General features: G+C 55.6%; 19 protein-coding genes. 13 read left to right on the forward strand and 6 right to left on the reverse strand.

Annotation, left to right across the window (positions count from 1 at the left end; translation table 11 throughout):
• Nucleotides 1-2: 2 nt before the first annotated feature.
• The 4 genes from Y71_RS04750 to mutH all read right to left on the reverse strand — a co-directional run bounded on the left by Y71_RS04750 (nucleotide 3) and on the right by mutH (nucleotide 3,008).
• Nucleotides 3-1,043 (reverse strand): NADP(H)-dependent aldo-keto reductase, encoded by a 1,041-nt coding sequence (locus Y71_RS04750; RefSeq protein ID WP_007370350.1) that lies wholly within the window; start codon nucleotides 1,041-1,043, stop codon nucleotides 3-5.
• A 129-nt stretch (nucleotides 1,044-1,172) separates the two neighbouring features.
• Nucleotides 1,173-1,391, reverse strand: a complete 219-nt coding sequence (gene ygdR, locus Y71_RS04755; protein ID WP_007370351.1) for a lipoprotein YgdR — start codon at nucleotides 1,389-1,391, stop codon at nucleotides 1,173-1,175.
• Between the two features lie 144 nt (nucleotides 1,392-1,535).
• Complete coding sequence (locus tag Y71_RS04760) at nucleotides 1,536-2,249, reverse strand: TerC family protein (RefSeq protein WP_007370352.1); 714 nt, start codon at nucleotides 2,247-2,249, stop codon at nucleotides 1,536-1,538.
• Between the two features lie 63 nt (nucleotides 2,250-2,312).
• Entirely contained in the window at nucleotides 2,313-3,008 is a 696-nt protein-coding gene (gene mutH / locus Y71_RS04765; protein ID WP_007370353.1) for a DNA mismatch repair endonuclease MutH, read from the reverse strand.
• Between the two features lie 681 nt (nucleotides 3,009-3,689).
• Between mutH and rppH the strand changes: the two genes are divergently transcribed.
• The 4 genes from rppH (at nucleotide 3,690) to thyA (ending at nucleotide 8,342) form a co-directional block, all read left to right on the forward strand.
• The gene (gene rppH, locus Y71_RS04775) at nucleotides 3,690-4,220 is read left to right on the forward strand and encodes an RNA pyrophosphohydrolase (protein WP_035887639.1); all 531 of its coding nucleotides are present in this window, start codon (nucleotides 3,690-3,692) and stop codon (nucleotides 4,218-4,220) included.
• A 12-nt stretch (nucleotides 4,221-4,232) separates the two neighbouring features.
• The gene (ptsP, locus tag Y71_RS04780) at nucleotides 4,233-6,479 is read left to right on the forward strand and encodes a phosphoenolpyruvate--protein phosphotransferase (protein WP_007370355.1); all 2,247 of its coding nucleotides are present in this window, start codon (nucleotides 4,233-4,235) and stop codon (nucleotides 6,477-6,479) included.
• Nucleotides 6,480-6,665: 186 nt separating this feature from the next.
• Nucleotides 6,666-7,541 (forward strand): prolipoprotein diacylglyceryl transferase, encoded by an 876-nt coding sequence (gene lgt, locus Y71_RS04785; protein WP_007370356.1) that lies wholly within the window; start codon nucleotides 6,666-6,668, stop codon nucleotides 7,539-7,541.
• 6 nt (nucleotides 7,542-7,547) lie between these two features.
• On the forward strand, nucleotides 7,548-8,342 hold the full coding sequence (thyA, locus tag Y71_RS04790; RefSeq protein WP_007370357.1) for a thymidylate synthase: 795 nt from the start codon (nucleotides 7,548-7,550) through the stop codon (nucleotides 8,340-8,342).
• Here the strand turns inward: thyA and Y71_RS04795 are convergent.
• Entirely contained in the window at nucleotides 8,320-8,517 is a 198-nt protein-coding gene (locus Y71_RS04795) for a hypothetical protein (RefSeq protein ID WP_035942075.1), read from the reverse strand. The two genes, thyA and Y71_RS04795, sit on opposite strands and share 23 nt — an antisense overlap.
• 9 nt (nucleotides 8,518-8,526) lie before the next feature.
• On the opposite strand from Y71_RS04795, the gene Y71_RS04800 reads away from it, so the two are divergent.
• The 8 genes from Y71_RS04800 to recD all read left to right on the forward strand — a co-directional run bounded on the left by Y71_RS04800 (nucleotide 8,527) and on the right by recD (nucleotide 22,064).
• Nucleotides 8,527-8,988: a prepilin peptidase-dependent protein gene (locus Y71_RS04800; RefSeq protein ID WP_007370359.1), complete on the forward strand. Its 462-nt coding sequence runs from the start codon at nucleotides 8,527-8,529 to the stop codon at nucleotides 8,986-8,988.
• On the forward strand, nucleotides 8,982-9,545 hold the full coding sequence (locus tag Y71_RS04805; RefSeq protein WP_007370360.1) for a prepilin peptidase-dependent protein: 564 nt from the start codon (nucleotides 8,982-8,984) through the stop codon (nucleotides 9,543-9,545). Before Y71_RS04800 ends, Y71_RS04805 begins: the two co-directional genes overlap by 7 nt.
• Entirely contained in the window at nucleotides 9,542-9,949 is a 408-nt protein-coding gene (locus tag Y71_RS04810) for a DUF2509 family protein (RefSeq protein WP_035942078.1), read from the forward strand. Before Y71_RS04805 ends, Y71_RS04810 begins: the two co-directional genes overlap by 4 nt.
• Nucleotides 9,934-10,257 carry a prepilin-type N-terminal cleavage/methylation domain-containing protein gene (locus tag Y71_RS04815; RefSeq protein ID WP_007370362.1) on the forward strand — a complete coding sequence of 108 codons (324 nt, stop codon included), beginning with the start codon at nucleotides 9,934-9,936 and terminating at the stop codon, nucleotides 10,255-10,257. Before Y71_RS04810 ends, Y71_RS04815 begins: the two co-directional genes overlap by 16 nt.
• A gap of 12 nt (nucleotides 10,258-10,269) precedes the next feature.
• Entirely contained in the window at nucleotides 10,270-13,641 is a 3,372-nt protein-coding gene (recC, locus tag Y71_RS04820) for an exodeoxyribonuclease V subunit gamma (RefSeq protein ID WP_007370363.1), read from the forward strand.
• A 152-nt stretch (nucleotides 13,642-13,793) separates the two neighbouring features.
• Nucleotides 13,794-16,682 carry a pitrilysin gene (gene ptrA / locus Y71_RS04825; RefSeq protein WP_007370364.1) on the forward strand — a complete coding sequence of 963 codons (2,889 nt, stop codon included), beginning with the start codon at nucleotides 13,794-13,796 and terminating at the stop codon, nucleotides 16,680-16,682.
• Nucleotides 16,675-20,235 carry an exodeoxyribonuclease V subunit beta gene (gene recB, locus Y71_RS04830; RefSeq protein ID WP_081120702.1) on the forward strand — a complete coding sequence of 1,187 codons (3,561 nt, stop codon included), beginning with the start codon at nucleotides 16,675-16,677 and terminating at the stop codon, nucleotides 20,233-20,235. The genes ptrA and recB overlap by 8 nt, the downstream gene beginning before the upstream one ends.
• Nucleotides 20,232-22,064 carry an exodeoxyribonuclease V subunit alpha gene (gene recD, locus Y71_RS04835; protein ID WP_007370367.1) on the forward strand — a complete coding sequence of 611 codons (1,833 nt, stop codon included), beginning with the start codon at nucleotides 20,232-20,234 and terminating at the stop codon, nucleotides 22,062-22,064. The genes recB and recD overlap by 4 nt, the downstream gene beginning before the upstream one ends.
• Nucleotides 22,065-22,092: 28 nt before the next feature.
• On the opposite strand, the gene argA is transcribed toward recD, so the two are convergent.
• Nucleotides 22,093-23,424 (reverse strand): amino-acid N-acetyltransferase, encoded by a 1,332-nt coding sequence (gene argA / locus Y71_RS04840; RefSeq protein WP_007370368.1) that lies wholly within the window; start codon nucleotides 23,422-23,424, stop codon nucleotides 22,093-22,095.
• 226 nt (nucleotides 23,425-23,650) lie between these two features.
• Here argA and amiC point away from each other — a divergent pair, with 226 nt between their 5' ends.
• The gene (gene amiC, locus Y71_RS04845) at nucleotides 23,651-24,904 is read left to right on the forward strand and encodes an N-acetylmuramoyl-L-alanine amidase AmiC (RefSeq protein ID WP_035942079.1); all 1,254 of its coding nucleotides are present in this window, start codon (nucleotides 23,651-23,653) and stop codon (nucleotides 24,902-24,904) included.
• Nucleotides 24,905-24,945 lie beyond the last annotated feature (41 nt).

A 24,945-nucleotide genomic window follows, 5' to 3' on the forward strand; every position in this document is an offset into this window, starting at 1 on the left:
GTTTACGGCGCCGGGTAGGTATATATCTGGTGCGCCGCTTCAATCTCCGCCAGCACATCCTGGCTCAGATCCAGATGCAGGCTTTCCACATTGGTTTTCAACTGTTCCATCGTCGTCGCGCCCAGCAGGGTGCTGGCGACGAAGGGCTGGCGACGGACAAACGCCAGCGCCATCTGCGCCGGATCGAGATTGTGTCGCTTCGCAATATCCACATAAGCCGCCACCGCTTTTTGCGCCTGCTCACCGCTGTAACGCGTAAAGCGGCTGAACAGCGTGTTGCGCGCGCCTGCGGGTTTCGCCCCGTTGAGGTATTTCCCGGTCAGCGTGCCGAAGGCGAGGCAGGAGTAGGCCAGCAGTTCTACACCTTCATACTGGCTCACTTCCGCAAGGCCCACTTCAAAGCTGCGGTTTAGCAGACTGTACGGGTTCTGGATGGTGACAATGCGCGGCAGTTCATGCTTTTCCGCCAGATGCAGATAGCGCATCACGCCAAAGGCGGTTTCGTTCGAGACGCCGATATAACGAATTTTGCCCGCGCGCTGAAACTCAGTCAGCGCTTCCAGCGTTTCCAGCAGCGTTATGACCGGCGCGCTCTCTACCCAGCTATAACCCAGCTTGCCGAAGCAGTTAGTGGCGCGCTGCGGCCAGTGAACCTGGTAGAGATCGAGATAATCGGTTTGCAGACGTTTTAAACTTTCATCCAGCGCGCTGCGGATGTTTTTACGATCGAGCGCCTGATCCGGACGGATCCCGCTGTCATTGTTGCGGCTTGGGCCGCTGACTTTAGAGGCGATAACCAGCTTTTCGCGGTTGCCGCGTTTTGCCAGCCAGTTGCCGACATAGGTTTCGGTTAAACCCTGCGTTTCCGGGCGTGGCGGAACAGGGTACATCTCTGCGACATCAATCAGGTTGATTCCCTGGCTGACGGCGTAATCGAGCTGTGCATGGGCGTCGGCTTCGCTGTTTTGTTCACCAAACGTCATTGTGCCCAGCCCCAGGGTGCTGATTTCCAGCGAACTGTGGGGGATACGGTGATACTGCATAGCCGGCTTCCTTAAAAATACAACGTCAGTAGTCCTGACAAAGGACTATAAACATGGCAGAGGGGAAGCAAAAGGGAAAGGGAAAATTCACAAAAAGGTCAGCAGGTCACTGACCTTTAAAGATATTTCTTAGCGTTCGATAATCTGGGAGACATCATCACGGTTAATCTGCATTTTGTTGCCTTGCTGATCGCGATAGCTGACCAGCCCGGTATCATCATCAATTTCCGGCTTACCATCCGTCAGGATCATTCTGCCGTCTTTTGTTGCCATTACGTAATCGCTACTGCATCCGGAAACCGCAAAAGCTAAACCTACTGCGGAAATAATCACCGCCCATTTTTTCATCACTCAGACCCTCTCATTGCATGCGTCACACACAGTCTAGTAATAACCCGCTGTTTCGCGATGGAAAAGGGAGATTTTCTGAAAATAGCGGTTAGAGCAGGTAAGGAAGTGAAAAGCGCTTCCCCGACCGGGGAAGCGCTTTGCTTACAGTGGATTTTTTTTGTTGCGCAACAGGTTAAGCCACTCGACAGCGATAGAGAAGAACATCGCGAAGTAGATATAACCTTTCGGCACATGAATCGAAACGCTTTCGAGGATCAGCGTAAAGCCGACCAGAATCAAAAACGACAGCGCCAGCATTTTGACCGACGGATGGCGATCGACAAATTCGCCAATCGGACGCGCGGCAAACATCATCACGCCAACAGCGATCACGACGGCGGCCATCATGATGAACAGATGATCGGAGAGACCCACTGCGGTAATCACCGAATCGAGACTGAAAATGATATCCAGCAGCATGATCTGCACGATAGCGCCGAGGAAAGAGTGAACGTTAGTTTTCAGCCCTTCTTCTTCACCTTCGATCGACTCGTGGATCTCTTTGCTCGCTTTCCAGATCAGGAACAATCCGCCGAGAAAAAGGATCATGTCACGCGCCGAAACGCTGTGATCAAAAAGGGTGAATAACGGATGCGTCAGTCTTGTTACCCAGGCAATAGAAGCCAGCAGCAGCAGTCGCATCAGCATTGCCGCTGCCAGCCCAAGCCGACGGGCGTGATTACGTTGCGCGGTAGGTAACTTTGCAACAACCAGAGAGAGGAAAATAATATTATCGATCCCTAACACGATCTCCAGCAGCGTCAGCGTACCGAGCGCAAGCCAGGCGTTAGGGTCGGTGATCCATGCAAATAACATCAATAAAAGTCCTGCAAAAAAAGAAGCGCTAATTATAAGCGTCGGTGAGGCTGTGGCAAAAAATTAATAGCCGGATAGAAAAAAGTGGCGAGCCAGCAGCGAGCGGGTGAAGTTCTTTTTCAGGTAGAAACCGCGAGGTAGCGTGAGAATAGGCTCCCCATGTTCGCCAATCGCTTCCGTTAACGCTTTGCTGTTGGCGGCCTTGGGACGTAATTGCAGGACTTCGCCGTGACGGGCGGTAATACGCGTGACCTGGCCCAACACAATCAGATCCATCAACTCTTCCCAGTCCTGGCGCAACTGCTGCTCTTCTTCCTCATTGGGGCTCCAGAGCAACGGCGATCCGACACGGCGATCGGCTACCGGGATCTCGCGTGAACCCTCTATCGGGATCCATAACACGCGTTTCAGCTTGTGCCGGACATGGCTGGTTTCCCACACCACGCCGCTATTCCCGGTGAGTGGCGCGACGCAAACAAAGGTGGTTTCCAGCGGGCGGCCCTGGTTATCCACCGGAATGGTTTTTAACTCGACGCCCAGCGCGGCGAAGTCCTGTTCGGGTTTGCTTCCGGCGCTGGCGCCCAGCCATAGCTCAAGCAACACACCGATCCAGCCTTTATCCCGTTTCAGATCGCGCGGCACCGGCAGTCCCACCAATGCCGCCAGTTCGCCAAGCGAATAGCCTGCCAGGCGCTGTGCCTGAGCGAGTAACTGAGCCTCGGATTCTGGTGGCGAAGTGAAGGGAGACAACGCGAACATGTCACTAACCTTTTGATTAAAAAACAGGCAGTAGTTTTCCACTGTAGTCTGGTAGTTTACCGTTTTCAGTGGAATATAGGCAACGCAATGATTTAAAAGATAATTTATTTGTGTTTGTAATGTGTTGCGCAACAGCCTGCCAGGTTTTCCAAATCTGGTCACTGACAATGAACAGGATCTTACACCATGTTATCCACAGAAAAATGGGATAACTGATGAAAACCCTCACTACTGTTTCCATTTACAGCCTTGACGTGCGATGAAAATCGAGTTTCTGCACAAAATATGCCTAACTTATTGGCATAATCTGTGGATAAAAACGGCTCTGTTCGATCTTTCATCAGCGCCAGGATCCTAAGAGTGATGATCGTCACGTAATGCTGCAAAAAACCGGTGATAAGTCACTTAACTAAATGAATCACCGAGTTTTATTTTTTTACCCGATAAATGGGTTATTCAGACTGTTCTGGGTTTTCCCTGGGTAATTCCATACTTTTTCACAACTCTATCCACAGAAAAGGTGAATAAAACCCGTCTGAGGCAGGGGGTGATGTTTATAACTCTTATGCAAACTGTGAGTTATTCAATCGTTATCCGTTCGTATCCCTGTCATAGAGTGGTTTACCGTTTTCCGGGAGTGTGAAACAATCTCGTCATTCAGGTTTATTTTGAGGTAGTCCGGTGATTGATGACGATGGCTACCGCCCAAATGTGGGAATCGTAATCTGCAATCGACAGGGCCAGGTGATGTGGGCCAGACGCTTCGGGCAGCACTCATGGCAATTTCCCCAGGGGGGAATCAACCCAGGCGAGACCCCGGAGCAGGCGATGTACCGGGAACTGTTCGAGGAAGTGGGCTTAAGTCGTAAAGATGTTCGTATCCTTGCTTCTACCCGTAACTGGTTGCGTTACAAGTTACCGAAACGTTTGGTGCGTTGGGACACAAAGCCGGTTTGTATCGGCCAGAAACAAAAATGGTTTCTTTTGCAGTTGATTGGTAATGATGCAGAAATCAATATGCAAACCAGTAGCACTCCTGAGTTTGATGGCTGGCGTTGGGTAAGCTACTGGTATCCTGTTCGTCAGGTAGTCTCGTTTAAACGCGACGTCTACCGACGGGTGATGAAAGAGTTTGCAAGTGCGGTGTTATCGCTTCAGGAAACGCCTCCTAAGCCACAAAACGCACCTGCCTGGCGACGTAAACGAGGTTAAGCCACCCACATTATGCTCACCCGACTGCGAGAAATAGTTGAGAAAGTTGCCAGCGCGCCGCGTCTTAACGAAGCGCTGGAGATACTGGTTACCGACGTGTGTCTGGCGATGGAAACCGAAGTATGCTCGGTCTATCTTGCAGATCACGACAGGCGCTGTTTTTATCTGATGGCGACGCGCGGCTTAAAAAAGCCGCGTGGCCGCACTGTCACGCTCGCATTCGATCAGGGGATCGTGGGCCTGGTTGGCCGACTGGCGGAGCCTATCAACCTTGCCGATGCGCAGAAACATCCCAGCTTTAAATATATTCCTGCGGTAAAAGAGGAGCGTTTTCGCGCGTTTCTCGGCGTACCAATTATCCAGCGTCGTCAGTTGCTTGGCGTACTGGTTGTGCAGCAGCGTGAGCTGCGCCAGTACAATGAAAGCGAAGAGTCCTTTCTGGTCACACTGGCTACCCAGGTCGCCGGGATCCTTTCCCAGTCACAATTAAATGCCTTGTTTGGTCAGTATCGGCAGACTCGTATTCGCGCGCTGCCTGCTTCGCCGGGGGTTGCCATTGCCGAAGGTTGGATGGATCAAACCCTGCCGTTGATGGAGCAGGTTTATCCGGCATCGACGCTGGATACCTCGCTTGAGCGTGAAAGGCTGACCAGCGCGCTGGAAGAGGCTGCCAACGAATTCCGCCGTTACAGCAAGCGTTTTTCCGCCGGTGCGCAAAAAGAGACGGCGGCGATTTTCGATCTCTATTCCCACCTGCTCTCCGATGCGCGTTTGCGCCGTGAGCTGTTCGAAGAAGTGGACAGAGGCGTGGTGGCCGAATGGGCGGTGAAAACGGTGATTGAAAGTTTCGCCGAACAGTTTGCCGCGCTCAGCGATGGTTATCTGAAAGAACGGGCCGGCGATCTCCGGACCCTCGGCCAGCGTCTGCTGTTCCACCTTGATGACAATATTCAGGGGCCGAATACCTGGCCGGAGCGCTTTGTGCTGGTCGCCGATGAGCTTTCGGCGACAACGCTGGCAGAGTTGCCGCACGATCGGCTGGTGGGCGTAGTGGTGCGCGACGGTGCCGCCAACTCTCATGCCGCGATCATGGTGCGCGCGCTTGGCATTCCGACGGTGATGGGGGCGGATATCCAGCCTTCTGCGCTGCATCGCCGTACGCTGATTGTCGATGGTTACCGCGGCGAATTGCTGGTGGATCCGGAACCGGTTCTGCTACAGGAATACCAGCGTCTCATCACTGAGGAAAATGAGCTCAGCCGTCTCGCCGAAGATGATGTCAATCTGGCGGCGCAGCTTAAAAGCGGCGAGCGGGTGAAAGTGATGCTGAATGCTGGCTTAAGCCCGGAGCATGAAGAGAAACTCGGCAGCCGCATCGACGGTATCGGGCTGTACCGCACTGAAATTCCCTTTATGCTGCAAAGCGGCTTTCCGTCGGAAGAGGAGCAGGTGGCGCAATATCAGGGCATGCTGCAAATGTTCAACGACAAGCCGGTAACGCTGCGTACGCTGGATATTGGCGCCGATAAACAACTGCCCTATATGCCCATCAGCGAGGAAAATCCCTGTCTTGGCTGGCGAGGCATTCGTATTACGCTCGATCAGCCGGAAATTTTCCTCGTGCAGGTGCGCGCCATGCTGCGCGCTAATGCGGCGACCGGCAACCTCAGTATTCTGCTGCCGATGATCACCAGCATTGACGAGGTGGATGAGGCAAAACGGCTCATTGAACGCGCCGGACGTGAAGTCGAAGAGATGATCGGCTACGCCATTCCACGCCCGCGTATTGGCGTGATGCTGGAAGTGCCCTCAATGGTGTTTATGTTGTCGCATCTGGCAAGCCGCGTTGATTTTATCTCCATCGGCACTAACGATCTGACACAGTATATTCTGGCGGTGGATCGCAACAATACCCGCGTAGCGACAATGTATGACAGTCTGCATCCGGCCGTGCTGCGTGCGCTGTCGATGGTGGCTACTGAGGCGGAACGGTTAGGCATCGACCTTTGCCTGTGCGGTGAAATGGCCGGGGATCCGATGTGTGTCGCCGTGCTGATAGGCCTTGGTTATCGCCATTTGTCGATGAATGGGCGTTCGGTCGCGCGCATCAAATATTTGCTGCGGCGTATTGATGCTGAAGAGGCGCAGGTGCTGGCAAATCGCACGCTTGAGGCGCAATTAACTGCCGAAGTTCGCCATCAGATTGCCGCTTTTATGGAGCGGCGCGGGTTGGGCGGCCTGATCCGCGGCGGGATTTAAGCGTCTGCTTGTTCAGAGGTAAAATAAGCGCGTGGCTGTTTGACTATACATATCTTTTACAACTTCGGCGCAACTCATGCATCCCCCTTATGCTATGATTCGCCCCTTTGGAGCGGCCGCCGGTTGCGACCGCATATGTAAACCGCTGTCCACTTTCGGCGGAAGAACAACAAGTTGTGGTGACAGATGAACAGTGGCTATCTGCGTTTTCCCGATTTTGATCCGGTGATTTTTTCCATTGGACCCGTCTCCCTGCACTGGTACGGGTTGATGTACCTCGTAGGGTTCGTTTTTGCAATGTGGCTGGCTACGCGTCGGGCGAACCGTCCGGGCAGCGGCTGGACGAAAAACGAAGTGGAAAATCTGCTCTATGCAGGTTTCCTGGGGGTATTTCTGGGGGGCCGCCTCGGCTACGTGTTGTTCTACAATTTCCCTCTATTCCTTGCCGATCCGCTCTATCTGTTCCGCGTGTGGGATGGCGGTATGTCCTTCCACGGCGGCCTGATTGGCGTTATCGTCGTGATGGTGATTTTCGCGCGTCGTACTAAACGCAGCTTCTTCCAGGTCTCTGATTTTATTGCGCCGCTGATCCCATTTGGTCTGGGGGCCGGACGTCTGGGCAACTTTATCAATGGTGAATTATGGGGCCGCGTTGATCCCTCATTCCCTTTTACTATGTTGTTCCCCGGCTCGCGTGCGGAAGATGTCGCGTTGCTGCCAGCGCATCCGGAATGGCAGTCGATTTTTGATACATACGGCGTGCTGCCACGTCATATGTCACAGCTCTATGAGCTGGCGCTGGAAGGCGTTGTCCTGTTTATCATCCTTAACCTGTTTATCCGTAAACCACGCCCGACCGGCGCGGTCTCCGGCTTGTTCCTGATTGGCTACGGTGCGTTCCGTATCATTGTTGAATTTTTCCGCCAGCCCGATGCGCAGTTTACCGGCGAATGGGTGCAGTACATCAGCATGGGGCAGATCCTCTCCATTCCAATGATTGTCGCAGGCGCTATTATGATGATCTGGGCGTACCGCCATCGTTCGCCGCAACACGTTTCCTGAGGAACCATGAAACAGTATTTAGAATTGATGCAAAAGGTGCTGACCGAAGGCACCCCGAAAAATGACCGCACCGGGACAGGCACGCTGTCTATTTTTGGCCATCAGATGCGTTTTAATCTGCAGGACGGTTTCCCGCTGGTGACCACCAAGCGCTGCCATTTGCGTTCAATTATCCATGAACTGCTGTGGTTCCTGCAGGGCGATACCAATATCGCTTATCTGCGCGAAAACAACGTCACCATCTGGGATGAATGGGCCAACGAGCGGGGTGATCTCGGACCGGTATACGGTAAACAGTGGCGCGCATGGCCAACACCGGATGGCCGCCATATCGATCAGATTTCAACGGTTATCAACCAGTTGAAAAACGATCCGGACTCTCGCCGTATTATCGTTTCTGCCTGGAACGTCGGCGAACTGGACAAAATGGCGCTGGCGCCTTGCCATGCGTTCTTCCAGTTCTATGTAGCGGACGGCAAGCTCTCCTGCCAGCTCTATCAGCGTTCCTGTGATGTGTTCCTTGGGCTGCCGTTCAATATCGCCAGCTATGCATTGCTGGTACATATGATGGCGCAGCAGTGCGATTTGGAGCCGGGTGATTTTGTCTGGACGGGGGGCGATACGCACCTCTACAGCAACCACCTTGAGCAGACGCATCTGCAACTCAGCCGCGAACCCCGCGCGCTGCCGAAACTGGTGATCAAACGTAAGCCAGAGTCGCTGTTTGATTACCGCTTCGAAGATTTCGACATTGAAGGTTACGATCCGCACCCGGCAATTAAAGCGCCGGTCGCTGTCTGACCAGGCTGAACATTACACAACCGGTGCAGTAATGCGCCGGTTTTTTTTCATCAAAAAACGGTTTTTCGGCGTTGCTCGCAACCGCTGTGCAAGCCACTGCAAATGCATTTTTTTCTCTCGTAACACCTCGTAATTTTCCCTTTTCTGCCTCGACCTGAACATCCACCGCTTGCACACTGCCGCCATGAAAAACGAAGCGGGTTTTACCCTTATTGAAACGCTTATTGCCGTTGCGCTGATCGCGATCCTGAGCGGTATGGGGCTCTCGGGCTGGCAGCACTGGCAGGCGCAGCAGCGGTTATGGCAGACCGCGCTACAAGTTCGCCACTTTCTGGAACGGTTACGCGAGGAGGCGAACTGGCATAATCAGGCGCAACGGGTTTATTCGGCACGGGGGAGCGAAGGCTGGTGCCTGCTCAATATGCCCTCTGCGGGATGCGCCACGCCAGGCCCGCTCGCCGTTATGCCCGCCTGGCCTGAGGTGACGCTCCTGGATGTGACGCCGTCGCTCGGCTTCTTTGGTTTGCGCAACACCGCATGGCCCGGGCATATTCGCGTTCGCAGCAGTGCCGGAGAGTGGCGGATCGTGGTTTCAGCCTGGGGGCGCATCAGAATGTGTCAGAACGCGAAGGACGATCAATGTTGAACAGTCAACGGGGTTTTTCATTGCTAGAAACCGTACTGGCAATGGCTATCGGCAGCATATTACTGCTGGCTTCTGCCCGCTTTTTACCGGCACTGCAAGCCGCCGTTTTGCAACATACTCGTATCCAGACGCTGGAGGACGATCTCTGGCAACGACTCTGGGCGGTAGCAAAACAGTTACAGCGGGCGGGCTACTGCAACGGCAGTTGCACTGGCCAGCCGCTGGTTATCAGCAGTAGCGGAGAGTGCGTGATAATGCAGTGGGATGCCAACAGCAACGGACGCTGGGAATCTTCTGCGAGCAGCGAACCGGAGCAAACGGGGTTTCGTCTGCAAAATGGTGCGCTGGAGACATTGCGTGGCGCAACGTCCTGTACCGGACGGGGCTGGGAAAAAACGACCGATCCTGCCCAGATGTCTGTCTCGCGTTTTAACGTGACCAGGCGCGAGACGACAGGATATGCCCCACAGCTTAGTGTCGCGCTCACCGCCTCTCTTCCCGGTGATGCAGGAACGACGGCGAACGCTGTGATGGACGTCATCGGATATAACTTATGAATCGTCAACGGGGAATGTCATCGCTGGCACTGGTATTGCTGCTACTGGTGCTCGGAAGCCTGATGCTGAATGGCCTGAATCAGCAACTTTCCAGCCATTTGTGGCGCGTAAATCGTGAGATTCACGGATTACGCAATATTGCTGAAATCCACTCGGCGATGGCGTGGGCGCAACATCAGGTATGGCCATCGCAACCCTTGTTACAGTGTCGGCAACCTTCTGGCGCGGGTTGGCGCAGTTGTCTGCGCATTTTCAGCGATGGTTCCGCGTTGCTGATCGTTGCGAACGAAGAGGATGTACTGTGGCATCTGGGGGCAGTAAGCGGTGGTAATATCCGCTTTTTGCCGCATGGCTGGAGTGATTTTTGTCCGCTAAACGAGGTGGCGCTATGTCTGCTTCCCTGAACAAGCAACGGGGTTTCAGCCTGACGGAGGTATTGCTGGCGATGCTGCTGATGGTGATGGTGGTTACCGCACTGGGCGGTTATCATCGGGCACTGGCATCAGGGTTCTGGTCTGCCAGCCAGTGGCGGCAGTTGTGGCGATATGCATGGCAACAGGCGCAACCCGACGCACCGCCTTTGCCGCCTGGCTGGCAGGTAAACCGGGGGCAGACAACGGCAGAGGGATGTGTCAGCATCAACGTCACCGTCACCTCACCAGTGGGCAGGCAGGGGCAGATGACGCGATTATTTTGTCCGAACCGTCAGTAGTCAGGAGCGCTTATGTTAAGGGTTTACCACTCCAATCGCCTGGATGTGCTGGAAGCATTGATGGAGTTTATCGTTGAGCGAGACAGACTCGACGATCCCTTTGAACCGGAAGTGGTTCTGGTGCAAAGCACCGGCATGGCGCAATGGCTTCAGATGACGCTGGCGCAAAAGTTTGGCATCGCCGCCAATATCACCTTTCCGCTCCCGGCTAGTTTCATCTGGGACATGTTTGTCAGCGTGCTCTATGACATTCCCAAAGAGAGCGCTTTTAGCAAGCAGAGCATGGGCTGGAAGCTCATGTCGCTGTTGCCGGACATGCTGGAGCGCGAAGAGTTCGCCATGTTGCGTCACTACCTGAATGACGATGACGACAAGCGCAAACTGTTTCAGCTTTCGTCGCGGGTGGCGGATCTTTACGACCAGTACCTTGTCTACCGTCCGGAATGGCTGACACGCTGGGAAGCGGGCGAAACCGTTGATGGGTTGGGCGAGGCGCAACAGTGGCAGGCTCCGCTCTGGCGTGCTCTGGTGGAACATACCGCTGCGCTTGGTCAGCCTCACTGGCACCGCGCCAACCTCTATCAACGTTTTATCAACACACTCGAATCGGCACAGACGCCGCCCGCAGGTCTGCCGTCCCGCGTCTTCATCTGCGGTATTTCTGCTCTGCCGCCAGTCTATTTACAGGCTCTGCAGGCGCTGGGTAAGCACATTGATGTTCATCTGCTGTTTACCAATCCCTGTCGTTACTACTGGGGAGATATCAAAGATCCCGCATTTCTGGCAAGGCTGGTTACCCGCCAGCGTCGCCATCACCGGGAAGATCGTCTGTTTCCGCTGTTTCGCGATACGCAAAACGCAGGTGGTCTGTTTAATGACGACGGTGAACAGGATGTAGGAAACCCGTTGTTGGCCTCGTGGGGAAAGCTGGGGCGCGATAACATTTTTCTGCTGGCAGGCATGGATCGTTACGAGGAACTGGATGCTTTTGTTGATATCACGCCCGGTTCCCTGCTGCAAAACCTGAAGTACGACATCCTTGAGTTGCAAAACAGCGCCGTGGCTGGCGTGACTGCGGAAGAGTTTGCCCACAGCGACAAAAAGCGAACGCTATCACTCGACGATCGCAGCGTGACGGTACATGTCTGCCATAGCCCGCAGCGTGAAGTGGAGATCCTGCACGATCGTTTACTGGCGATGCTGGAAGCCGATCCGGAACTGACGCCGCGCGATATTGTGGTGATGGTGGCGGATATCGACAGTTATAGCCCCTACATCCAGGCCGTTTTCGGCAGTGCCAGCGGCGAGCGCTATCTTCCCTATGCTATTTCCGACCGCCGCGCCCGGCAGGCGCATCCGGCGCTGCAGGCTTTTATTAGCCTGCTATCGCTGCCGGACAGCCGCTTTGTTTCTGAAGATGTGCTGGCGCTGCTGGATGTTCCGGTGCTGGCTGCGCGTTTTAACATCGATGAAGAGGGGCTGCGTTACCTGCGGTTGTGGGTTAATGAGTCCGGTATTCGCTGGGGGATGGATGATGACAACATGCGCGAGCTTGAGTTGCCGCCGACCGGGCAGCACACCTGGCAGTTTGGCCTCACGCGTATGCTCATCGGTTATGCTATGGAGAGCCGCCACGGCGAATGGCAATCCGTTCTGCCCTACGATGAATCAAGTGGGCTGATTGCTGAACTGGTGGGGCATCTGGCAACGCTGCTGATGCAATTGAATATCTGGCGTCGCGGGCTTTCTGAAGCGCGTCCGCTGGAGGAGTGGCTTCCGGTTTGCCGTGATATGCTCAACGACTTTTTCCTGCCCGATCAGGATACCGAAGCGGCGCTGGCGCTGATCGAGCAGGAGTGGCAGGCGATCATCACTCAGGGTGTTGGCGCGAAGTATGGCGAATCGATCCCGCTTTCTTTACTCCGCGATGAGCTGGCCCAGCGCCTGGATCAGGAGCGTATCAGCCAGCGTTTTCTCGCCGGTCCGGTCAATATCTGTACCCTGATGCCGATGCGTTCCATTCCCTTTAAAGTTGTTTGTCTGTTAGGCATGAATGACGGCGTTTACCCGCGCACGCTCCCGCCGCTGGGGTTTGATTTGATGAGCCAGAAGCCGCAGCGCGGCGATCGCAGCCGCCGCGACGACGACCGTTATCTCTTCCTGGAAGCGCTGATTTCGGCGCAGCAGCAGCTCTACATCAGCTATATCGGCCGTTCTATCCAGGATAACAAAGAGCGTTTCCCTTCCGTGTTGGTGCAGGAACTGGTCGATTACATTGGCCAAAGCCACTGCCTGGTGGGGGATGAAGCGCTGAACTGCGATGACAGCGAGCGTCGGGTGAAAGCGCATATCACGCATTTACATACCCGTATGCCGTTCGATCCGGCGAACTTTACTGCTGACGAGTGGCAGAGTTATGCCCGTGAATGGCTGCCTGCGGCGAGTTCGCAGGGTGAAGCGCATTCACCGTTTATCCAGACGCTGGAAAGTCAGCCGCTGGAAACGCTCTCCTTCGATCAGCTTCAGCGCTTCTGGGCGCATCCGGTAAGGGCTTTTTTCCAGATGCGTTTACGGGTCAACTTCCGTCCGGAAGAGAGTGAGATCCCTGATGCCGAGCCGTTTATCCTTGATGGTTTAGACCGGTACCAGTTGAATCTTGAACTGCTCAACACATTAGTGGAGCAGCAGGACGAAGATAAATTATTCCGCCGTTATCGCGCTGCGGGCCTGCTGCCTTATGGCGCTTTTGGCGAAATTATCTGGGAAACACAGTGCCAGGAGATGCAGGAACTTGCTGGTCGCGTCATCGAGCATCGTCAACCTGCCGTAAGCCAGGAGATCGATCTTCACTGTGCAGGCGTTCATTTGACGGGCTGGTTGTCACGTGTGCAGCCGGATGGCCTGCTACGCTGGCGACCCTCTTTATTGAGCGTTTCTCAGGGGCTGCAACTTTGGCTTGAGCATCTTGTCTACTGTGCCAGCGGTGGTACCGGCGAAAGCCGGTTGTTTGTGCGTAAAGAAGGTGAGTGGCGATTCCCGCCGCTGAAACCAGAGCAGGCGATGGACTCTCTGGCACTGATGATCGACGGTTACCGGGAAGGGATGACGAAACCGCTGCTACTGGTGCCGGAAAGCGGCGGCGCGTGGATAAAAGCCTGTTATGACGCCGCAAATGATGCCATGTTAATGGACGAGGAAACGCTACAGAAAGCGCAAAGCAAATTTCTGCAAGCCTGGGAGGGCAATATGATGGTTCGCGGTGAAGGCGAAGATATATGGTATCAGCGGTTGTGGCGTACCCTTGAGCCAGAGTGTTACGCTGAAATCACCGAACAGGCGCGCCGTTTCCTGTTACCGCTTTATCGACATAATCAGTCCGACTGATTGTATAAAAATTGCGCAAGCCGTAAGCATCCATTATTATGCGCGACGGTCACGGACTGATATAACAAGAGTGCTGGCAAAGCCAGTGCGAGTATATCTGGCAGTTCCACAGTTACTGGAGCCGCCAGAAACGTTAATGATGAGGTTCGTGAATGCCCCGCAGCACCTGGTTAAAAGTTTTCGTCCTGTTTTTTGCCCTCTGGGCGCCATTCAGTCAGGCCGACAATGGTTGGCAACCGGTTCAGGAAACGATCCACAAGAGCGATAAAGATACCCGCCAGTATCAGGCGATTCGTCTGGATAATGGCATGGTTGTGCTGTTGGTATCCGATCCGCAGGCGGTGAAATCTCTCTCCGCGCTGGTCGTACCGATCGGTTCGCTGGAGGATCCTGATTCCCATCCTGGCCTTGCGCATTACCTGGAACACATGACCCTGATGGGTTCCAAAAAATACCCGCAACCGGACAGCCTTGCCGAATACCTCAAGTTGCATGGTGGCAGCCATAACGCCAGTACTGCGCCTTACCGCACCGCTTACTACCTGGAAGTGGAAAATAACGCGCTGGACGGCGCCGTTGATCGTCTGGCGGATGCGATTGCCGCCCCGTTGCTGGATAAAAAATATGGCGAGCGCGAACGCAACGCGGTCAACGCCGAGCTGACCATGGCGCGTACCCGTGACGGGATGCGGATGGCGCAGGTCAGCGCTGAGACCATTAACCCGGCGCATCCGGGAGCGCGCTTCTCCGGCGGCAACCTCGAAACGCTGAGCGACAAACCGGGCAGCCCGGTACACCAGGCGCTGCTGGCGTTTCGCGATAAATTCTACTCTGCGAACCTGATGAAAGCGGTCATCTACAGCAACCGTCCGCTGAACGAACTGGCGACGCTTGCGGTACAGACCTATGGCCGTGTGCCGAATAAAAACATCACGAAGCCGGAAATCACCGTTCCCGTCGTCACCGACGCGCAGAAAGGTGTCATCATTCACTATGTTCCGGCTGTGCCGCGCAAAGTGCTGCGTGTTGAGTTCCGTATCGATAACAACACCGCTGCGTTTCGCAGTAAAACGGACGAGTTGATCACCTATCTGATTGGCAATCGCAGTCCGGGCACGCTCTCTGACTGGCTACAAAGCCAGGGGCTGGTTGAAGGGATCCGTGGCGACTCCGATCCAGTGGTCAACGGCAACAGCGGCGTGCTGGCGATTTCCGCTACTCTGACAGATAAAGGTCAGGCGAATCGCGATCAGGTGGTGGCGGCGATTTTCAGCTACCTGCAACTGCTGCGTGAAAAAGGCATCGATAAGCGTTATTTCGACGAGCTTTCCCATATTCTTGACCTTGATTTTCGCTACCCCTCCATTACCCGCGATATGGATTATGTTGAGTGGCTGGCGGATACCATGATCCGCGTACCGGTTGCGCATACGCTGGATTCGGTAAATATCGCCGACCAGTTTGATGCCAAAGCGGTGCAGGCGCGTCTTAACGAAATGACGCCGCAAAACGCCCGCATCTGGTATATCAGCCCGGATGAGCCGCACAATAAAACTGCCTATTTTGTCGATGCGCCTTATCAGGTCGATAAAATTTCCCCGGAAACCTTTGCCGACTGGCAGAAGCGGGAGAGCAGCATTACGCTGAAATTCCCCGAGCTGAACCCCTATATTCCGGACGATTTCACGCTGATCAAACCGCAGAAGCAGTACGAGCATCCCGAGCTGATTGTCGATGAGCCGACGCTACGCGTGGTGTATATGCCGAGCCGCTATTTTGCCAGCGAACCGAAGGCGGATGTCAGCGTGGTGCTGCGTAATCCACAGGCGATGGATACTGCGAAGAGCCAGGTGATGTTTGCGCTGAATGACTATCTGGCGGGGCTTGCGCTCGATCAACTGAGCAACCAGGCGGCTGTCGGGGGCATCACCTTCTCTACGAATGCCAACAATGGCTTGATGCTTAACGCCAATGGTTACACCCAGCGCCTGCCACAGCTTTTCCAGGCGCTGTTGAGCGGATATTTCAGCTATACACCGACGGAAGAACAGCTTGCGCAGGCCAAATCCTGGTACGCGCAAATGATGGATTCGGCAGAGAAGGGTAAAGCCTTCGATCAGGCGATTATGCCAGTGCAGATGCTGTCGCAGGTCCCGTACTTCCTGCGTGAAGATCGTCGTGCACTGTTGCCATCAATCTCTCTGCAGGACATTTTGCACTATCGCGATGCACTGAAGAGCAATGCGCGTCCGGAATTTCTCGTGGTTGGTAACCTTGGCGAGCAGCAGGCGAAAGACCTTGCTCATGCGGTACAAAAACAGCTGGGTGCCAATGGCACAGTGTGGTGCCGTAACCAGGACGTCGTGGTTGATAAACAGCAGAATGTGAGCTTTGAAAAGGCGGGCAACAGCACGGATTCCGCGCTGGCCGCGGTGTTCGTACCACCGGGTTTTGATGAGTACAGCAGTTCAGCCTACAGCGCGATGCTGGGGCAAATTGTACAGCCGTGGTTCTATAACCAGTTACGTACTGAGGAACAGCTTGGCTACGCCGTGTTTGCTTTCCCGATGAGCGTTGGCCGTCAGTGGGGCATGGGTTTCCTGCTACAGAGCAATGATAAGCAACCGGCGTATCTCTGGGAGCGCTATAAGGCCTTCTTCCCGACAGCGGAAGCGAAGCTGCGGGCGATGAAACCGGAAGAGTTTGCCCAAATTCAGCAGGGGGTGATTGCGCAAATAGTGCAAGCGCCGCAAACGTTAGGTGAAGAGGCTTCCAAACTCAGCAAAGATTTCGATCGCGGCAATATGCGCTTCGATTCACGTGATAAAGTAGTCGCTCAGATAAAACTGCTGACGCCGCAGAAACTTGCCGACTTCTTCCATCAGGCGGTGGTAGAGCCGCAAGGCATGGCGATATTGTCGCAGATCTCCGGTAGCCAGAGCGGGAAAGCGGAATATGCTCAACCGCAAGGCTGGAAGGTCTGGGACAGCGTCAGCGCCCTGCAGCAATCCTTACCGAAGATGACCGAGAAAGATGAGTGAAACCACTGCTGAGACCCTTGATCCCCTGCGCTTGCCGCTTACCGGCGAGCGCCTGATTGAAGCCTCGGCGGGCACCGGCAAGACATTCACCATCGCCGCACTCTATTTGCGGCTGCTATTAGGGCTGGGCGGCAATGCCGCCTTCCCTCGACCACTCAGCGTTGAAGAGCTGCTGGTGGTGACTTTCACCGAGGCCGCGACCGAAGAGCTGCGTGGCCGTATCCGCAGTAATATCCATGAGTTACGTATTGCCTGCCTGCGGGAAAGCAGCAGCAACCCCTTATATGCCCGTTTGCTGGAGGAGATCGCCGATAAGCAGCAGGCGGCGTACTGGCTGATGCTGGCCGAGCGGCAAATGGATGAAGCGGCAGTCTTTACCATTCATGGCTTCTGCCAGCGCATGCTCAGCCTGAACGCGTTCGAATCCGGCATGCTGTTTGAACAGCAACTGGTGGAAGATGAATCCCTGTTGCGCTATCAGGCCTGCGCGGATTTCTGGCGGCGTCACTGCTACCCGCTGCCGCGCGAGATTGCCCAGGCGATTCATGCCTCGTGGAAAGGACCGCAGGAACTGCTGAAGGCGATCGACCGCTACCTGCAGGGCGAAGCGCCGCAAATCAAATCTCCACCGCCGGCAGATGAAACGCTGGTTTCCCGCCATCAGCGCATTATCGCCCGGATTGAAGCTATCAAGCAGCAGTGGAATGCCGCGGTGGCCGAAGTGGAACCGGTGATTGAAGCGTCCGGCATCGACAGGCGCAAATTCAACCGCGGCAACCAGGCAAAGTATATTGAGCGAGTGTCCGCCTGGGCGCAGGAAGAAACGCGCAGTTACCTGCTGCCGGAGGCACTGGAGAAGTTTGCTCAGTCTTTCCTTGCTGAACGCACCAAAGCGGATGGCGTGGTGCCGGAACATCCGCTTTTTGTCGCAATCGAGGAACTACTGGCTCAGCCGTTAACGCTTGACGATCTGGTGCTGACCAGCGCAATGCGTGAAATCCGCGAGGCGGTGGCGAAAGAGAAGCGTCGTCGCGGCGAACTGGGCTTTGACGATATGCTCAGCCGTCTGGATAGCGCATTGCGCAGCCCGAACGGCGAGGCGCTGGCCGCTGCGATCCGCGAACGCTTCCCGGTGGCGATGATCGATGAATTTCAGGATACCGATCCGCAGCAATACCGTATTTTCAGCCGTATCTGGCATGAGCAGCCAGAGTGCGGTCTGTTGTTGATTGGCGACCCGAAGCAGGCCATCTATGCGTTTCGCGGCGCCGATATTTTTACCTATATGAAAGCGCGCGATGAAGTGAGCGCTCGCTATACCCTTGATACCAACTGGCGCTCGTCGCCGGGAATGATTGCCAGCGTTAACCGCCTGTTTATGCAGATGGAAGACGCCTTTATGTTTCGCCAGATCCCATTCCTGCCGGTTAAATCCGCCGCTAAAAATGCGGGCCTGCGCTTTACCTTTCGTGGGGAAATGCAGCCAGCCATGAAAATGTGGCTGATGGACGGCGAAGGCGTCGGCGTCGGCGATTACCAGGGGTTTATGGCGCAGCTCTGCGCCTCGCAGATCCGCGACTGGCTGAGTGCTGGCCAGCAGGGCGAGGCACTGCTGTACGAAGGTGAGGGCGAGCATGAGAAAGTGCGTCCGGTCAGAGCCTCGGATATCACCGTGCTGGTGCGTAGCCGCCACGAAGCGTCGCTTATTCGTGATGCCCTGATGCTACTGGATATCCCCTCCGTCTATCTCTCTAACCGCGACAGCGTGTTCGACACGCCGGAAGCGCAGGAGCTGTTGTGGCTGTTGCATGCCGTGCTGGCGCCGGAGCGAGAGAGTACGTTGCGTAGCGCATTAGCCACCTCCATGCTGGGGTTGACCGCACAGGATATTGAAGCGCTGAATCTCGATGAACAGGCGTGGGATGAGAAAGTTGAGGAGTTCTCTCACTACCGCGAACTATGGCAAAAACGCGGTGTGATGGCGATGCTGCGCACGTTGATGAGTGCGCGCAATGTGGCAGAGAATTTACTGGCGACGCCTGGCGGTGAGCGGCGGTTAACCGATATTCTGCATATCAGCGAGCTGTTGCAGGAAGCCGGAACGCAGCTTGAAAGTGAGCATGCACTTACCCGCTGGCTGGCGCAGCGCATCGCCGAACCGAATGCCAATGCCTCCAGCGAGCAGTTGCGTCTGGAGAGCGACAAACATCTGGTGCAGATTGTCACCATCCACAAATCCAAAGGCCTTGAGTACCCGCTGGTCTGGCTGCCGTTTATTGCGAATTTCCGCGTACAGGATCAGGGTTTCTATCATGACCGCGAATCGTTTGCGGCGATGCTCGATTTAAGCCACGGCGACGAGAGTGTCGAACTGGCGGAAACCGAGCGCCTGGCGGAAGATTTGCGCCTGCTCTATGTGGCATTAACGCGCTCGGTCTGGCATTGCAGCCTGGGGATTGCGCCGCTGATTCGCCGTCGCGGTGGCAAAACGGGCGAAACTGATTTCCATCAGAGCGCGCTTGGGCGGCTGATTCAGAAAGGTGAAGCGCTCGATGCTGCCGGTTTGCAGCGTGCATTACAGGCGCTGTGCAATGACGATATCGCCCTTTGCACGCCGTCAGCCGCTGATAGCGACCGCTGGCAGCTGCCGCAAACGGCGTTGCCTGCTCTGAGCGCACGGGAAGTGACGCGTAAAATTGCCGACGACTGGCGCGTGACCAGCTATTCCGGCTTGCAGCAGCGTGCTCACGGCATCGCCCAGGATCTACTGCCGCGTCTGGATATCGATGCAGCCGGTGAGCGTGAGGTTGTGGCTGAACCGATGCTGACGCCGCACCAGTTTCCGCGTGGCGCAGCGCCGGGAACCTTTTTACACAGCCTGTTTGAAGATCTGGATTTTACCCAGCCAATCTCGCCGCAATGGGTGGCAGAAAGAGTGCTGGCAGGGGGTTACGAAGAGCACTGGGAGCCGGTACTGAGGCGCTGGCTGGAGAGCGTGCTGCATGCACCGCTGGCCGGAACGGGCATTTCGCTGAGCCAGCTTACGGCGAAGGAGAAACAGGTGGAGATGGAGTTCTACTTGCCTGTGACGAAGACGATGAGCGCTCAGGCACTGGATGCGCTAATCCGGCGCTACGATCCGCTGTCGGCAGGGTGCCCGCCGCTCGATTTCCGCGATGTGCGCGGCATGCTGAAAGGCTTTATCGATCTCGTCTTTCGCCACGACGGGCGCTACTACCTGCTGGATTACAAATCCAACTGGCTGGGCGAAAGCGCGGAGGCCTATACGCAGGAGGCGATGGCGACGGCAATGCAGTCGCACCGCTACGACTTGCAGTATCAATTATATAGCCTGGCGCTGCATCGTTACTTGCGCCACCGCATCGCGGATTACCGCTATGAACAGCATTTCGGCGGCGTAATCTACCTCTTTTTACGTGGCGTTGAGGCGCAAAACCCGCAGCAGGGTATCTTCACCACGCGTCCTGACGCGGCACTGATCGAACAGATGGATGCGTTATTTGCCGGAGAGACGCAGGAGGCGACGCCATGAGTATGACAACAAAATTACGTGAAGCGGCAGAGCTGAAGCTGCTGCGCCCGCTGGATGTGCAGTTCGCTCTGACGGTGGCAACAGAAGATGAACCGGCGGTGATGCTGGCTGCGGCGCTACTCAGCCACGACGCCGGTGAAGGTCACGTCTGTTTGCCACTTTCGCGCCTGACGCCAGAAGCCTATGCCAGTGCAGGAACGATCTTTAGCCCGCTGTTTGAGCAGGCCGGAAACCCTGAAGACTGGCGGCAAACGCTGCTGGCATCGCATGCCGTCAGCGAAGGCGAAACGCCAGCGCCGCTGGTGCTGAGGGGGGATCGCCTCTACCTGAACCGCATGTGGCAAAACGAACGACAGGTGGCAGCATTTTTTGCCGAACGGCAGAGCCAACCCGAGGTGGATGAAGCCCGGCTGACGCAGGTACTGGAGACATTTTTTCCGACCACGGGCGAAATAAACTGGCAGAAAGTGGCGGCAGCCGTGGCGCTCACCCGGCGTATTTCGGTGATTTCCGGCGGACCGGGAACCGGCAAAACCACTACCGTAGCAAAACTGCTTGCGGCACTGGTACAGATGGTGGACGGCGGCAAATGCCGCATTTGTCTGGCCGCGCCGACCGGCAAAGCTGCCGCGCGGTTGACCGAGTCGCTGGGCAATGCGCTGCGTCAGCTGGATCTGACGGAACAACAGAAAGCGATGCTGCCGGACGAAGCCAGCACGCTGCACCGTCTGCTTGGCGCGCAGCCGGGCAGCCAGCGCCTGCGGCATCATGCCGATAACCCGCTGCATCTTGATGTGCTGGTGGTCGATGAAGCCTCAATGATTGATTTGCCGATGATGTCGCGTCTGATCGATGCGCTGCCGCCGCAGGCCCGGGTGATCTTTCTTGGCGATCGCGATCAGTTAGCTTCGGTGGAGGCCGGGGCGGTGCTGGGCGATATCTGTGCGTGGGTGAACGCTGGTTATACCCCGGAGCGCGCGGCACAGCTCTCACGTTTAACCGGCTCAACGGTTCCCGCCGGGGAAGGGCACTGCGCCAGCACGCTGCGCGACAGCCTGTGTTTGCTGCAAAAAAGCTATCGTTTTGGCAGTGATTCCGGGATTGGCCAACTGGCGGCGGCGGTCAACCGGGGTGATAAAAATGCCACCAGAGCAGTGTTTAGTCAGGGCTTTGGCGATATCGAGCGTAAACCGCTGCAGAGCGCAGAAGAGTATCAGGCGATGATCGACGACGCGCTCGCCGGCTATGGCCATTATCTGTCGCGGGTGCATGACAACGCCGCGCCGGAGGAGATTATCGCGGCGTTTAGCGAGTACCAGTTGCTGTGCGCATTACGCGAGGGGCCGTTTGGGGTGAGCGGGCTGAATGAGCGTCTGGAGCTGGCTCTGCTGCGTAAACGGCAGATCTCACGCCCGGCGCATTCGCGCTGGTATCACGGCCGTCCGATCATGATCTCTCGTAATGATTCGGCGCTGGGTTTATTTAACGGCGATATTGGTATCGCGCTGGAGCAGGGGCAGGGGATCCGCGTCTGGTTTCCGCTGCCGGACGGCAGCATCAAATCCGTGCAGCCCAGTCGCCTGCCGGAGCATGAAACGGCGTGGGCCATGACCGTGCATAAATCGCAGGGTTCGGAGTTCGATCATACGGCGCTGATCCTGCCGGGGCAGTTTGTACCGGTAGTCACGCGTGAGCTGGTTTATACCGCCATCACCCGTGCACGCAGGCGGCTGTCACTCTATGCCGACGAGCGTATTCTGGCGCAGGCCATTGCCACCCGCACCGAGCGGCGCAGCGGGCTGGATGCGTTTTTCAGCGAAGCAGAGTAACGCCCCCGCAGCGCGCGGGGGCAAGCTTTCAGGTAAGGTCGGCCATCAGCACTTTGGAACGGCGCTGATAGTTGTACATCTGCTTTTTGGTTTCCGGCAGCGAATCAATATCCACCGGGGTAAAGCCGCGTTCCTGGAACCAGTGAATGCTACGCGTGGTCAGCACAAACAGTTTGCTCAGGCCAATCTGTCTCGCTTGCGCGGCAATACGCTCCAGCAGGACTTCACCGCGCGATGAGCTGCGATAGTCCGGGTGTACCGCCACGCAGGCCATCTCGCCGATTTTCTCTTCCGGGAAGGGATAAAGCGCCGCACAGGCAATGGTCAGATTATCGCGTTCGATAATGGTGAATTTGTCGATCTCCATCTCCAGTTGCTCGCGGGAGCGGCGCACCAGAATGCCCTGTTGTTCAAGCGGGCGGATAAGTTCGAGAATGCCGCCAATATCGTTGATGGTGGCACGGCGGATCTGCTCGGCGCTCTCCATCACAATCTGCGTACCAATACCGTCGCGGGAGAACAGCTCCTGCAACAGCGCGCCGTCTTCCTGATAGCTGATCAAGTGGCTGCGACGCACGCCGCTGCGACAGGCTTTGACCGCGCCACGCAGGAAACGCACCGTACCGGAGTGGTAATCTCCTTTTGCTTCCAGCGCCTCGACGCGCGCCTGCGCTTCGTTCGGGAACAGTTCGGAAACAATATCGCCCTCGTCGTTCATTACCCCTTGCGACGAGCAAAAACCGATCATTTTTTCGGCTTTCAACTTGATGGCAAGTTGTGTGGCGATCTCTTCGGAGGTGAGGTTAAAGCTTTCTCCAGTGACAGACACCGCGACCGGCCCCATCAGCACAATCGCACCGCTGTCGAGCTGGCGGTGGATCGCTTCTTCATCAATACGGCGAATACGTCCGCTGTGGCAATAATCCACGCCGTCATCGACGCCCAGCGGCTGGGAAATAATAAAGTTGCCGCTGACCACGTTAATATGCGCGCCCTGCAATGGCGTATTGTTGAGGCTCATCGACAGCCGCGCCGTGATGTCGAGCTGCAACAGGCCTGCCGCCTGCTTAACCAGTTCAAGGGTTTTTGCATCGGTCACGCGGGTGTGTTTGTGGTAAATCGGTTCATGATGATGTTCGGCAAGGTTGGCGTCGATTTGCGGACGCGCGCCGTACACCACCACCAGCCGGATGCCGAGGCTGTGTAACAGGCCGATATCATTGACAATACTGGAAAAATTCTCGTGTTCAATGGCTTCGCCGCCGAGCATAATGACAAATGTCTTTCCCCGATGGGCGTTAATATAGGGAACAGAATGGCGGAATCCTTGTACCAGTTCGGTTCTGCGCTCTCTTACCACGGCCTGCCCTCAATGCATGATTATTCGTAAATTCTGTATTTTTATTCTTTTCTGCCGTCCGGCGCAAGTGCAAATTTTGTCGTCATTCAATAAAGTTGCCCCGGCGAAGCCATTGGGCAGACATATGTTTACCCTTTAATGGATGACAGTTTATGCATCATTCGTTAAAGTTTTCGGTCAATTCTGACGAATAGCATTATTTAGCGAAAAATTGCTCGGGAGAGGCATGTCGGGAAGTCAATCATCGGTGAGCCGCCGCAGGTTATTAAAAGGGGCGGGGGCCATGTGGTTATTAAGCGTAAGCCAAATGGGCCTGGCAGCGGTAAGCCACGTAGTGGCGGTTCGCGTCTGGCCAGCGTCTACCTATACGCGCGTGACGGTGGAATCTAACCAGGTCATTAAATACAAGCAGTTCACGTTGAGTAACCCTGACCGGCTGGTGGTGGATCTCGAAGGTGTACACCTTAACTCCGTGCTGAAAGGTATGGGGACGCAGATTCGTGGCGACGATCCCTTTATCAAGTCTGCGCGCGTTGGTCAGTTTGATCCGCAAACCGTGCGCATGGTGTTTGAGCTGAAACAGGATGTTGCGCCGCAACTGTTCGCGCTGGCGCCGGTAGCTGGCTTCAAAGAGCGGCTGGTGATGGATCTCTATCCGGTGAATGCGAAAGATGTGCAGGATCCGCTGCTGGCGCTGCTGGAAGAGTACAACAGAGGCGATCTTGAACAGCAGGTACCGAAGCAGGATAGCGGCCCACAGCCGGGGAAAGCGGGGCGCGATCGGCCAATCGTTATTATGCTGGATCCTGGTCACGGCGGCGAAGATCCGGGGGCGATGGGGAAATACCGTACCCGCGAGAAAGACGTGGTGCTGCAAATCGCCCGCCGTCTGTACGCGCTGATCGAGAAAGAAGGCAATATGAAAGCCTATATGACGCGTAACGAGGATGTTTTTATCCCGTTGAAAGTGCGCGTTGCCAAAGCGCAAAAACAGCGTGCGGATCTGTTTGTGTCGATTCACGCCGATGCTTTCACCAGCCGTCAGCCGAGCGGTTCTTCAGTATTTGCCCTTTCGACCAAAGGGGCGACCAGCACGGCGGCGAAGTATCTGGCGGAGACGCAGAACGCTTCTGACCTTATTGGTGGCGTCAGTAAAAGCGGCGACCGTTATCTCGATCACACCATGTTCGATATGGTGCAGTCGCTGACCATCAATGACAGCCTGAAGTTCGGTAAAGCCGTACTCAACAAGCTTAGCAACGTTAACAATCTGCATAAAAATCAGGTTGAACAGGCCGGTTTTGCGGTGCTGAAAGCGCCGGATATTCCGTCGATTCTGGTCGAGACCGCGTTTATCAGTAATGTGGAAGAGGAACGTAAGCTGAAGACGGCCAAATTCCAGCAGGAAGTGGCGGAGTCGATTCTGGCGGGGATTAAAGCTTATTTCTCGGATGGCGCGACGCTGGCGAGAAGGGGATAATAGAGTGGCGCTGAAAGGCGCCATTTTTTACGGACCGCAGA

Origin of the sequence: Kosakonia radicincitans DSM 16656, assembly GCF_000280495.2 — a bacterium.
In the GTDB taxonomy this organism is placed as follows: Bacteria; Pseudomonadota; Gammaproteobacteria; order Enterobacterales; family Enterobacteriaceae; genus Kosakonia; species Kosakonia radicincitans.